The organism is Streptomyces sp. NPDC056128, from assembly GCF_042263835.1.
GTDB lineage: Bacteria > Actinomycetota > Actinomycetes > Streptomycetales > Streptomycetaceae > Streptomyces.
Map to the genome: position 1 here is coordinate 203,661 of NZ_JBHJVQ010000009.1, position 12,477 is coordinate 216,137.

At 70.6% G+C, this 12,477-nt stretch carries 9 protein-coding genes; 7 read left to right on the top strand and 2 right to left on the bottom strand.

Annotated elements, in window-relative coordinates; translation table 11 throughout:
- Positions 1-79: 79 nt before the first annotated feature.
- Positions 80-1,531, bottom strand: coding sequence for a CCA tRNA nucleotidyltransferase (locus tag ACFC1X_RS20210; RefSeq protein ID WP_376355478.1), 1,452 nt, complete (start codon positions 1,529-1,531; stop codon positions 80-82).
- Between the two features lie 225 nt (positions 1,532-1,756).
- Between ACFC1X_RS20210 and ACFC1X_RS20215 the strand changes: the two genes are divergently transcribed.
- The 7 genes from ACFC1X_RS20215 to trxA all read left to right on the top strand — a co-directional run bounded on the left by ACFC1X_RS20215 (position 1,757) and on the right by trxA (position 11,667).
- A complete protein-coding gene (locus ACFC1X_RS20215; RefSeq protein WP_376355480.1) occupies positions 1,757-4,153 on the top strand; it encodes a DUF6049 family protein in 2,397 nt (798 codons plus the stop codon).
- A gap of 44 nt (positions 4,154-4,197) precedes the next feature.
- Positions 4,198-6,639, top strand: coding sequence for a murein biosynthesis integral membrane protein MurJ (gene murJ / locus ACFC1X_RS20220; RefSeq protein WP_376355482.1), 2,442 nt, complete (start codon positions 4,198-4,200; stop codon positions 6,637-6,639).
- Between the two features lie 139 nt (positions 6,640-6,778).
- Positions 6,779-8,470 carry a serine/threonine protein kinase gene (locus ACFC1X_RS20225; RefSeq protein ID WP_376355484.1) on the top strand — a complete coding sequence of 564 codons (1,692 nt, stop codon included), beginning with the start codon at positions 6,779-6,781 and terminating at the stop codon, positions 8,468-8,470.
- A gap of 28 nt (positions 8,471-8,498) precedes the next feature.
- Positions 8,499-9,242 carry an RNA polymerase sigma factor SigM gene (sigM, locus tag ACFC1X_RS20230; protein WP_376355486.1) on the top strand — a complete coding sequence of 248 codons (744 nt, stop codon included), beginning with the start codon at positions 8,499-8,501 and terminating at the stop codon, positions 9,240-9,242.
- Positions 9,239-10,156 carry an anti-sigma factor family protein gene (locus ACFC1X_RS20235; RefSeq protein ID WP_376355488.1) on the top strand — a complete coding sequence of 306 codons (918 nt, stop codon included), beginning with the start codon at positions 9,239-9,241 and terminating at the stop codon, positions 10,154-10,156. Before sigM ends, ACFC1X_RS20235 begins: the two co-directional genes overlap by 4 nt.
- Before the next feature lie 171 nt (positions 10,157-10,327).
- Positions 10,328-11,296, top strand: a complete 969-nt coding sequence (gene trxB, locus ACFC1X_RS20240) for a thioredoxin-disulfide reductase (RefSeq protein ID WP_376355490.1) — start codon at positions 10,328-10,330, stop codon at positions 11,294-11,296.
- Between the two features lie 38 nt (positions 11,297-11,334).
- A complete protein-coding gene (gene trxA, locus ACFC1X_RS20245; protein WP_122616554.1) occupies positions 11,335-11,667 on the top strand; it encodes a thioredoxin in 333 nt (110 codons plus the stop codon).
- Positions 11,668-11,748: 81 nt separating this feature from the next.
- On the opposite strand, the gene ACFC1X_RS20250 is transcribed toward trxA, so the two are convergent.
- Complete coding sequence (locus tag ACFC1X_RS20250) at positions 11,749-12,366, bottom strand: GNAT family N-acetyltransferase (protein ID WP_376355492.1); 618 nt, start codon at positions 12,364-12,366, stop codon at positions 11,749-11,751.
- Between the last annotated feature and the right edge of the window lie 111 nt (positions 12,367-12,477).

Sequence of the window (12,477 nt, forward strand, 5' to 3'; positions counted from 1 at the left end):
CCGAAGCTGACCGCCGGCGGCGCCGCGGCCGCGCGCCTGTGGGGGCGCTACGTGTCCGGTGAACGGTCGCGCCCCTTCCTCATGCGGACTCCGCGCGCTGCTCCCACCACTCCTTGAGCGCAGCCACCGCCGCGTCGTGTTCCATCGGGCCGTTCTCCAGGCGGAGTTCCAGCAGGTGCTTGTAGGCCTGACCGACGGCCGGGCCGGGGGGAACTCCGAGGATCTCCATGATCTGGTTGCCGTCCAGGTCGGGGCGGATCGCGTCCAGTTCCTCCTGCTCCTGGAGCTGGGCGATCCGGTCCTCCAGGCCGTCATACGCGCGTGCGAGAGCCGATGCCTTGCGCTTGTTGCGGGTCGTGCAGTCCGACCGGGTCAGCTTGTGGAGCCGGTCGAGCAGCGGACCGGCGTCGCGGACATAACGACGAACCGCGGAATCCGTCCACTCGCCCGTGCCGTAGCCGTGGAAGCGCAGGTGCAGCTCGACCAGGCGGGAGACGTCCTTCACCAGGTCGTTGGAGTACTTGAGCGCGGTCATGCGCTTCTTGGTCATCTTGGCCCCGACCACCTCGTGGTGGTGGAAGGAGACCCGGCCGTCGCTCTCGAAGCGGCGCGTGCGGGGCTTGCCGATGTCGTGCAGCAGGGCGGCCAGGCGGAGGGTCAGATCGGGACCCTCGCTCTCCAGGGCCATCGCCTGCTCCAGGACGATGAGCGTGTGGTCGTAGACGTCCTTGTGCCGGTGGTGCTCGTCACGCTCCAGGCGCAGCGCCGGCAGCTCGGGCAGGACCCGGTCGGCGAGGCCGCTCTCCACCAGCAGGGTCAGCCCCTTGCGGGGGTGCGAGGAGACGACGAGCTTGTTCAGCTCCTCCCGGACCCGCTCGGCCGAGACGATGTCGATACGGTCGGCCATGTCCTTCATGGCAGCCACCACCTCGGGTGCGACCTCGAAGTCGAGCTGCGCCGCGAAGCGTGCGGCACGCATCATCCGCAGCGGGTCGTCCGAGAAGGAGTCCTCCGGGGTGCCCGGAGTGCGCAGCACACGCGCCGCGAGGTCGTCGAGCCCGCCGTGCGGATCGATGAACTCCTTCTCCGGAAGCGCGACCGCCATCGCGTTCACCGTGAAGTCGCGCCGGACGAGATCGTCCTCGATGGAGTCGCCGTAGGACACCTCCGGCTTGCGCGAGGTGCGGTCGTACGCCTCCGAGCGGTAGGTGGTCACCTCGATCTGGTAGCCGTCCTTCTGCGCCCCGACCGTCCCGAAGGCGATCCCGACCTCCCAGACGGCATCCGCCCACGGGCGCACGATCGCCAGTACGTCCTGGGGACGGGCGTCGGTCGTGAAGTCCAGATCGTTGCCGAGCCGGCCGAGCAACGCGTCCCGGACCGAGCCGCCGACCAGGGCGAGAGAGAACCCGGCCTCCTGGAAACGGCGGGCAAGATCGTCGGCGACGGGGGCGACCCGCAGCGGTTCACGCACCGCGGGGGACCGCTCCGGGCTCAGGGCGCTGGGGCTGACTTCGTTGACGTTCGGCACAACAGAACAGGGTACGTGGCCCGGGCGGAGCCAGGCGCCCCCATTGATCGTGGCCCGAATCCCCCAGTTCGACCCTGCTCCCTTTATAGGCGCACATACGGGGCGGCCTGCTCCTGCGGGCGATCTTGTGGCGTACGCCGCGGCACTTCCTCTCGGCGCACATCGTTACCATGCGTGGACGCACATTCCGACGACCACTGATCACGACGAGGGACGGGCGAGCGCGTGGCCGAGGCGGCAGACTTCCAGGGGACCAGTCCCTCACCTGCCCGCCGGTGGCTCCGGCGCACCACGGCACTGCTCGCCGGGGCGCCGCTGCTGGCCGGCCTGGTCCAGCTGCCCGCCGCCGGCGCGGCACACGCCGACGGAAAGCCGGCCGCCCGGGCCGACGCCGACTCGGGCCCGGTGTCCGTCGCCGTCGACTCGCTCACCCCTTCCGCGCCCACGGACGGGGACACGGTGACCGTGTCGGGCACCGTCACCAACAACGGCAAGCAGGCCGTCACCGACGCCCACGTGGGCCTGCGCGTGGGCCCCGAGGTGGACACCCGCTCGTCCGTCGACTCGATCGCCAAGGACAGCGACGACCTCCAGGGGTCCATCGCCCCGGAGATCGAGAACAAGTACACCGAGAAGTTCTCCAAGCTGGTCCCGGGCGTGGCCGAGCACTTCAACATTTCCGTGCCCGCCGACGACCTGAACCTCGGCGAGGACGGCGTCTACGAATTCGCCGTCTCGCTCTCCGGGCAGACCTCCGCGCAGCCGTGGGAGCAGATCCTCGGCATCCAGCGGACCTTCCTGCCGTGGCAGCCCGACGGGGCGGACACCAAGACGAAGACGACGGCCCTGTGGCCGCTGATCTCCACCACGCACATGGCCGCCGAGACGGGGCCGAACGAGGAGCAGACCCCGGTCCTCCTCAATGACGCCCTGGCCAAGGAGATCTCCCCCGGCGGCCGGCTGAACCAGATGCTGACGCTGGGCAAGGACCTCGACGTCACCTGGGTGGTCGACCCGGACCTGCTGGCCTCCGTCGACGCGATGACCGGCAGCTACCGCGTCCGGGACGGCGAGAACACCGTCGCCGGAACCCACCAGGACGTCGCCAAGCAATGGCTCGCCGACCTGCAGGACGCGGTGGCCGACAAGGAGGTCGTCGCCCTCCCCTTCGCCGACCCCGACCTGGCGTCCCTGGCCCACAACGGCACGGACGTCACCGGCTCGCTGAGCCAGCTGAAGAGCGCCACGGACGTCATCGAAGACACGGTCGGGACGATCCTGCACGTGAAGCCGAGCACCGAGTTCGCCTGGCCCGTGGACGGCGCCGTCGACCGGTCGATCGTCAAGGTCGCGACCTCCGCCGGCGCCGACAAGGTCATCGCCCGCAGCGACAGCCTCCAGGAGAGCAACGGTCTGTCGTACACGCCCTCCGCCGCTCGCCCCATCGGCGGCGGCACCACGGCCGTCGTCGCGGACGCCCGGCTGTCCACGGCGTTCGAGGGCGACCTGACGAAGGCGTCCTCGTCCACGCTGGCCGTGCAGCGGTTCCTCGCCCAGAGCCTGGGCCTGGGCCTCCAGACCGGAAAGCAGCGCAGCGTGGTCATCGCACCGCAGCGCATGCCGTCCGGGAGCCAGGCACGCGCGATGGCCGAGGCGCTGCGCGCCCTGCAGGGGAGCACCTGGTCCGAGTCCCAGAAGCTGGGGGCCGCCGCCGCGGCCAAACCGGACCCGGACGCCACCACGAAGGTCCCGGGGACCTCGTCGTACCCCTCACAACTGCGCAAGAACGAGCTGCCGCGGTCGGCGTTCGAGGAGATCGCCCGGACCCAGGGCACGCTCGACAACTTCCAGGTCGTCCTGTCGAACCCGTCCCGCGTGGTGACCCCCTTCGGACGCGCCCTCAACCGGGAGATGTCCGTGTCGTGGCGGGGCCGGGCCACCGAGGCGGAGTCGTTCCGCGACGGCGTGAAGACGTACCTCGACGGGCTCACCGACCGGGTCAGACTGATCGACAAGTCCGAGACCAAGCTCTCCGGGCGCAGCGCCACCATCCCGGTGACGGTGCAGAACAACCTGGTGCAGGACGTCGGGCCCCTGGTCCTGCGGCTCACCTCGACCAACCCGACGCGTCTGGAGATCGACGGCGACCGATACGAGGAGCAGCCGATCTCGGTCTCCGGCGGCCACAGCCAGTCGGTGAAGTTCACCACGTCCGCCAACGCCAACGGCCGGGCGACGGTGATCGCCCAGCTGTACACGATGGACGGACGCAAGTACGGCGAGCCCGTCACCTTCGACGTGAAGGTCACCGAGATCACGGCCACCGTGATGCTCGTCATCGGCGGCGGTGTCCTGCTGCTCGTCCTCGCCGGCTTCCGGATGTACACGCAGCGCAAGCGCGCCGCGGCCCGGGACGCCGAGAAGAACGGGTCCGACGGGCCGGAGGCGTCTCAGGACCCCGAAGACGACCCGGAGAACCCGGACGGCACCGAGGGGCGTCTCAAGAAGGAGTCCGAGGCACCGGCCCGGACAGGCGACCCGGAGCAGCCGAGTGACCCGACACCAAACACCGCAGCGGAAAACACCGACCCGTCCGGCACGGGTGAGAGAGTGGACCGTTGAGGATGTCGTGGCCGGTCGGCCCGGGACGATGAGGTGGGGTAACCATGAACGCGCCGTACGACGGTGACCGCGGTCGGTCCGCGGACGGCTCGGGTCACCCCGAGGGTCCGCCGCCGGACCCCCGTCAGACGCCGCCGCAGCCGCCCGCGGACATGTACCTCCAGGACGCCTACGACCAGGACCCCTACCGCGCACAGGACCTCTCCGCCCAGGACCCGGTCTCCGAGGCGCTCTACGACCGTGCCGCGCACCCCCCGCCGCCGCCGGGCGCGTACCCGCCGCAGCAGCCGCTGTACTCCCAGCCCCCCCAGTCGCCGCACGCCCCCGACCCGCGCGTCTGGGGGCAGACCCCGGCCCCCGAACCGGAGGGCCCGACGCAGTACCTGCCGTACGGCGACGACCCGCGGACCACCCAGTTCGTCGGCGTGGACGACCTGGTCACCCAGGCCGGTGACCAGCGCCACGAGCCGGACGCCTTCGCTCACCTCTTCCGCGACCAGCAGCAGGGCGGCGGCCACCCCTCGTACGACGACCACGCAGGCGTACCCGCGCCCGCCCAGGCGCCGGGGCCGTACGGCGCTCCCCAGGGCCCCGCCCAGTACGGCGGCCCCCAGGGCCCTGCCCAGTACGGCGGCCCGCAAGGACCGGCTCAGTACGGTGCCCCGCAAGGGCCCGCCCCCTACGGAAACCCTCCGGCACCCGGCCAGTACGGCGGCCCGGCACCGGGGCACGAGCAGCACGCGGCACCCGCTCCCGGCCAGTACGCGGTCGCCCCGACCCCGGAAGCGGCCGAGGCCCCCCTCGTGGAGCCCGAGCCGGCTCCCGCGGCCGCTCCGGCCGGCGCGGCCAAGAAGGGCGGGCGCGCGGGTGGCCTGCTCAAGTCGAGCGCCGTGATGGCCGCGGGCACGATGGTGTCGCGGCTGACGGGGTTCATCCGGTCCGCGATGATCGTCTCGGCGCTGGGGCTCGCCCTGCTGGGCGAGTCCTTCCAGATCGCCTACCAGCTGCCGACGATGATCTACATCCTGACCGTCGGCGGCGGCCTCAACTCGGTCTTCGTCCCGCAGCTCGTCCGTGCCATGAAGGAGGACGACGACGGCGGCGAGGCATACGCCAACCGCCTGCTGACCCTTGTCATGGTGGCGCTCGGGGTGCTCACCGCACTCGCGATGCTCGCCGCGCCGCTGCTGGTGCGGGCGCTCTCGAACCCGGTGGCCTCGAACCCCGCGGCCAACGAGACCGCCGTCACCTTCACCCGCTACTTCCTGCCGTCCATCTTCTTCATGGGCGTCCATGTGGTGATGGGCCAGATCCTCAACGCGCGCGGCAGGTTCGGCGCGATGATGTGGACTCCGGTCCTGAACAACATCGTCATCATCGTCACGCTCGGCACGTTCATCTGGGTCTACGGCACCGCAGGTAGCTCCGGGATGACGGTGGAGAACATCCCGCCTCAGGGCGAGCGACTGCTCGGCGTCGGCGTCCTCCTCGGCCTCGTGGTCCAGGCCCTGGCGATGATCCCGTATCTGCGCGAGACCGGGTTCCGGCTCCGGCTCCGGTTCGACTGGAAGGGCCACGGCCTGGGCAAGGCCGCGATGCTCGCCAAGTGGACGATCCTGTTCGTCCTCGCCAACCAGGCGGGCGCCCTCGTCGTCACCCAGCTGGCCACGGCGTCCGTCACGGACACGGAGATCCCCGGTACCGGTTTCAGCGCCTACGCCAACGCCCAGCTGATCTGGGGCCTGCCACAGGCGATCATCACCGTCTCCCTGATGGCCGCCCTGCTGCCCCGCATCTCCCGCTCGGCGTCCGAGGAGGACGGCGGCGCGGTGCGCGACGACATCTCCCAGGGGCTGCGGACGACGGCCGTCGCCATCGTGCCGGTCTCCTTCGGCTTCCTCGCCCTCGGCGTGCCCATGTGCACCCTGATCTTCGGATCCTCGGGCACCGGCGCGGCCACCAACATGGGCTACATGCTGATGGCCTTCGGCCTCGGCCTCATTCCGTACTCCGTCCAGTACGTCGTCCTGCGCGCCTTCTACGCCTACGAGGACACCCGGACGCCCTTCTACAACACGGTCATCGTGGCCGTGGTCAACGCCGCCGCCTCGGGACTGTGTTTCCTCCTGCTGCCGGCGCGCTGGGCTGTGGTCGGCATGGCCGCCTCCTACGGCCTGGCCTACGTGATCGGTGTGGGCATCGCCTGGCGCCGGCTGCGCAAGCGGCTCGGCGGCGACCTGGACGGCGCCCGCGTGCTGCGGACGTACGCCCGGCTGTGCATCGCGTCCGTCCCGGCCGTCCTGCTCAGCGGCGCGGCCTGCTACGCCATCACCAAGTCGCTCGGTCAGGGTGTCGTGGGATCGTTCGCCGCGCTGCTGGCCGGCGGGCTGCTGCTGTTCGGTGTCTTCTTCGTCGCCGCCCGCCGGATGCGCATCGAGGAGGTCAACTCCTTGGTCGGCATGGTGCGCGGACGCCTGGGACGCTGAGACCCGGGGTAGGCGCACAACCATCGTCCGCCGCCGTGTGTCGTGCATAGCGCCGGACTGTGGGCACAATTGGGTTCGGCGTCGGACGCGCGCATCGGGAGTCGGCCGACGCGCATCGAATGGGGAGGCAGGAACGACGGTGGCGGAACGGAGCACAGCTGCCGTCGACGTGGCAGACAACAGCGGTGATGAGCCGCTGACCGCGCAGGCGGACCAGTCCACGGCCGACGGGGTGGCCAACAACCGGGAGCGGGACACGGACAGCGACGAGGCACAGGGGACCCCGGCGAGCGAGGAAACCGGCAAGGCCTCGCCTCCCGAACTGCACAGCGGGCACAAGCTCGCCAGACGCTACCGCCTCGAGGAGTGCGTCACCCGTCTGGACGGCTTCAGCAGTTGGCGGGCCGTCGACGAGAAGCTCCGCCGCGCCGTCGGAGTCCACATCCTGCCGACCGACCACACGCGGGCCCGCTCCGTGCTGGCCGCGGCACGCTCCTCCGCGCTGCTCGGCGACCCCCGCTTCGTCCAGGTGCTGGACGCCGTCGAGGACAACGACCTCGTCTACGTCGTCCACGAGTGGCTCCCCGACGCCACGGAGCTGACCGCGCTCCTCGCCTCCGGCCCGCTGGAGGTGTACGACGCCTACCAGATGGTCAGTCAGGTGTCCTTCGCCATGGCGGCCGCCCACCGTGAGGGTCTCGCGCATCTGCGGCTGAGCCCCAACGCGGTGCTGCGTACGTCGTCGGGCCAGTGGCGGATCCGCGGCCTCGCCGTCAACGCCGCACTGCGCGGCATCAGTTCCGCGTCCCCCCAGCGCACCGACACGGAGGCCATCGGCGCCCTGCTGTACGCCACGCTCACCCAGCGCTGGCCGTACGAGAGCGACGCCCACGGTCTGGCCGGTCTGCCCAAGGACATCGGGCTGATCCCGCCGGACCAGGTCCGCGCGGGCGTCCACCGCGGCCTGTCCGAACTGGCCATGCGGGCACTCGCCAACGACGGCGCGACCGCTTCCCGGCACGAGGCCCCGTGCACCACGCCGGAGGAGCTGGTGAAGGCGATCGGCGAGATGCCCCGCATCCGCCCGCCGGAGCCGTCGTACACCGCACCGCCCGACTACCAGCGCACCGCCTACCAGCAGGGCGCGTACGGCCGTCCGGCACCGCGCCCCGGCGCCACCCAGGCCGTGCAGGCGCCGCCGCCCCCGCTGCAGAGCCGTACCGGCAAGGCACTGAAGTGGAGCGTCTCCGCTCTGCTGATCGCCGCCCTCGGCCTGGGCAGCTGGCAGCTGGCGGACGCGCTCATGGAGCGCGGCGGCAAGTCCGACGACCAGAACCAGACGCAGACGACGGACGGCGACAACGACAAGAGCCCGAAGAAGCCGGTCAGCGGGCCGATCGCCATCGCGGGCGCGCATGACTTCGACCCGTTCGGCGACGACGGGTCCGAGTACCCGGAGAACGTCAGCAAGGCCTACGACGGCAGCCCCAGCACGTACTGGCAGACAAGCCACTACGCGAGCGCCGACTTCGGACGGCTGAAGCCGGGTGTGGGCATCGTGATCGACCTGGGCAAGGTCCAGCAGGTCGGTAAGGTGGCCGTGTCGTTCGGCGGAGACACCTCGGTGGAGCTCCGGGCCGGCGGCGACACCGACTCGGAACCACAGTCCTTCGAGGGTTACACGAAGGTTGCCGGTGGCTCCGGCACAACGGTGGACCTCAAGCCGGACGAGGCCCTCCGGACCCGCTACCTTCTGGTCTGGTTGACCGAGCTGCCGCTGACGGACGGGCAGTTCCGGGGCCGCGTCTCCGACATCAAGGTGACCAGCTGACGACGTCTGCCTGAAGGGGGAGGATCCGATGGCGGAAGGCGCCGGGTACGACGGAGTGAGCGATCAGGATCTGCTCACCCGCCACGTCGAAGGCGACCCCGACGCCTTCGGTGAGCTCGTGCGCCGTCACCGCGACCGGCTCTGGGCCGTGGCCCTGCGGACGCTGGGGGACCGGGAGGAGGCGGCCGACGCCGTTCAGGACGCGCTCGTCTCCGCCTACCGGGCCGCCCACACCTTCCGCGGACAGGCAGCCGTCACGACGTGGCTGCACCGGATCACCGTGAACGCCTGTCTGGACCGGGCACGCAAGGCCGCTTCCCGGAAGACCGCCCCGGTCGACGACACCGAGCGCCTGGAGCAGCTCCTGGAGCCGCACGAATCGGCCTCCGCCCCCGCCGAGCGCAACGACCTGCACCGCCAGCTGCTGAAGGCCCTGGGCACCTTGCCGGCCGACCAGCGGGCGGCCCTCGTCCTGGTGGACATGCAGGGCTACCCCGTGGCCGAGGCCGCTCGGATCCTCGAGGTGCCGACCGGCACGATCAAGAGCAGGTGCGCCCGGGGCAGAGCCAGACTCCTGCCCCAGCTCTCCCATCTGCGCCCGGACGGCAGCGGCGGGAGCGGCGGGAGCGGCGAGGACAGGAAGTCCGGCGCCGAGCGGAACCGGACGCCGGGGACATCCGTCCCACCGGCAGCGGGACCGCACCGTGCGGGTCCGCCGGAGAACGGGCCGAGCGATTCAGCCGCAGTGAAGGGCGGAGGTGGACGAGCGTGACGTCGTCGACGACAGACAGGACCGGGCACCCGGACGTCGCGGAGATCTCCGACCTCGCCGAAGGCCTCCTCCCGACCGCTCGGACGACCGACATACGGCGGCATCTGGAGGGGTGCGACCTCTGCGCGGACGTCTACGCCTCACTGGAGGAGATTCAGCAACTGCTCGGCGCCCTGCCGGAGCCGGAACGGATGCCGGACGACGTGGCCGAGCGCATCGACGCCGCCCTGGCGGCCGAGGCGGCGCTGGGCGCCACCACAGCGGAAGCCGCGTCCAGCGACGACAGCGCGCGTGTTTCACGTGAAACATCGGCACCCCCCTCGGCATCGGCGGCAGCCGACCGTCCAGCCGGGCATGCCCGTCCCTCCTCCACCGGCCCGGGCCGCAAGGACCGCCGGCGGGGCGGAAGGCGCAGGATCGCCGTACTCGGCGCCGTGGCCGCCGCAGCCGCCATCGGCCTCGGTTCGGTCGTCGTGTCCTCCCTGACCGGAGGGAGCCCGTCGGACGACACCGCCCACGGACAGCAGTCGGCGCCGGCGGACACCTTCTCCGAGGGAAAGCTCAAGGACAAGGTCACCGGCCTCATCGCGGACGGGCAGGCCAACGAGAGCGGACCGCGTACCCCCCGCACCTTCGGCACGGAGTCCGAGAACGGCAACGAGACCGGTGCCGAGAACCATGTCTTCAAGCAGCCGACGATCCCGGAGTGCATCGAGAAGGGCATCGGCCGCGACGACGCGGCGATCGCCACGGAGAAGGGCGTCTACCAAGGCAAGGACGTCCTGCTCGTGGTCCTGCCCGACGCCTCCAACGACTCCCGGGTCACCGCCTACATCGTCGACTCGTCGTGCGTGCGGGAGCCCGCCGTCGGCAAGGCCGAGATCCTCTTGAAGCACTCCTACGCACGTTCGTAGCGATCAGGCTCTTCCCTCCTGTCCCGCGCCGTCCCGCGCCCTGGCGCCGTTCCCGTGTGCCCGGGCACGGCGGGAATGCGCGCCCCGTAGGATCCGTTAGGTGGGGTGAGAGTTCCGAGTGCAGCTCCACCCGGCCCCGAAGAAGCCAGTCCAGAGACGAGGAATGCAGCCGTGAGCGACGTCCGAAACGTGATCATCATCGGCTCCGGGCCCGCCGGCTACACGGCGGCCCTGTACACCGCGCGCGCGTCGCTGAAGCCGCTGGTGTTCGAGGGAGCCGTCACCGCGGGCGGAGCGCTGATGAACACCACCGAGGTGGAGAACTTCCCCGGCTTCCAGGACGGCATCATGGGCCCCGAGCTCATGGACAACATGCGCGCCCAGGCGGAGCGCTTCGGCGCCGAGCTGATCCCCGACGATGTCGTCGCCGTCGACCTGTCCGGCGAGATCAAGACCGTCACCGACACCGCGGGCACGGTCCACCGGGCCAAGGCCGTCATCATCACCACCGGCTCCCAGCACCGCAAGCTCGGCCTGCCGAACGAGGACGCCCTCTCCGGACGCGGCGTCTCCTGGTGCGCGACCTGTGACGGGTTCTTCTTCAAGGACCAGGACATCGCGGTGATCGGTGGTGGTGACACCGCGATGGAGGAGGCCACGTTCCTCTCCCGCTTCGCCAAGTCCGTGACGATCGTCCACCGCCGGGACACCCTGCGCGCCTCCAAGGCGATGCAGGAGCGCGCCTTCGCCGACCCGAAGATCTCGTTCGTCTGGGACAGCGAGGTCGCGGAGGTCCAAGGCGACCAGAAGCTGTCCGGCCTGAAGCTGCGCAATGTGAAGACCGGCGAGCTCTCGGACCTGCCGGTGACGGGCCTGTTCATCGCGATCGGCCACGACCCGCGCACCGAGCTCTTCAAGGGCCAGCTCGACCTGGACCCGGAGGGCTACCTGAAGGTCGAGGCTCCGTCGACCCGCACCAACCTGACCGGCGTCTTCGGCGCCGGTGACGTGGTCGACCACACCTACCGCCAGGCGATCACCGCGGCCGGCACCGGCTGCTCCGCCGCTCTCGACGCCGAGCGCTTCCTCGCCGCGCTCAGCGACGAGGACAAGGCGGAGCCCGAGAAGACCACCGTCTGACCCCCCATCCCCCGCACCAACCAGTTAAGGAGCCCGCCGTGGCCGGCACCCTGAAGCATGTGACCGACGACTCCTTCGAGCAGGACGTCCTCAAGAGCGACAAGCCCGTCCTGGTGGACTTCTGGGCCGCCTGGTGCGGTCCGTGCCGCCAGATCGCGCCGTCCCTCGAGGCGATCGCCGCCGAGTACGGCGACAAGATCGAGATCGTCAAGCTGAACATCGACGAGAACCCGGGTACGGCCGCCAAGTACGGCGTCATGTCCATCCCGACCCTGAACGTCTACCAGGGTGGCGAGGTGGCCAAGACCATCGTCGGCGCCAAGCCGAAGGCCGCGATCGTTCGCGACCTCGAGGACTTCATCGCCGACTGACGTTTCACGTGAAACACGAAGGGGCCGACCCGGATGGGTCGGCCCCTTCGTGTACGGCAGCTTCCTCGTCACGGCCGGCCGCTACAGCGGACGCAGCGCGGGCTCCTTCTGAACGGCTCCGAGCAGACGGTCCAGCGCCATCTCCACGTCTTCCTTCCAGGACAGCGTGGACCGCAGATCCAGCCGCAGCCGCGGATGGCGGGGGTGCGGCCGGACCGTCTTGAAGCCCACCGCCAGCAGATGCTCTGCGGGCAGGACACAGGCCGGCTCCTTCCAGCGTGCGTCCCCGAAGGCCTCGATCGCCTTGAAACCCCGGCGCAGCAGATCCTTGGCGACCGTCTGGACCATCACACGCCCGAGCCCCTGGCCCTGGTACCCCGGCATCACGAACGCCGTGATCAGCTGCACCGCGTCGGACGAGACGGGGCTGGTGGGGAACGCCGTCGAGCGGGGTACGTAGGCCGGCGGGGCGTAGAGAACGAAGCCCACCGGCACATCGTCGACATACACCACCCGGCCGCACGATCCCCAGTCCAGCAGCACGGCGGAGATCCAGGACTCCTTCTCCAGAGCGGGCGTCCCGGCCTTTACCGCGGCTTCGCCGCTGACGGGATCCAGTTCCCAGAAGACGCACGAGCGACAGCCCTGGGGAAGGTCCTGAAGGTTGTCCAGCGTGAGCGGTACGAGCCGGCGCCCCATGAAGGCTGTTCCTCGCTTCCTTCGCCTGCCGCGTCACGAGCGGCTGTCAGAGCGCTCCGTTCCCTGAGCAGGCTGCCGATGAACCCACCGACCGCGCCCAGCCCCAAGCCC

Coding starts and splice junctions, on each gene's coding strand:
- murJ (WP_376355482.1), top strand. CDS start 4,198: ATGAACGCGCCGTACGACGGTGACCGCGGTCGGTCCGCGGACGGCTCG.
- sigM (WP_376355486.1), top strand. CDS start 8,499: ATGGCGGAAGGCGCCGGGTACGACGGAGTGAGCGATCAGGATCTGCTC.
- ACFC1X_RS20250 (WP_376355492.1), bottom strand. CDS start 12,366: ATGGGGCGCCGGCTCGTACCGCTCACGCTGGACAACCTTCAGGACCTT.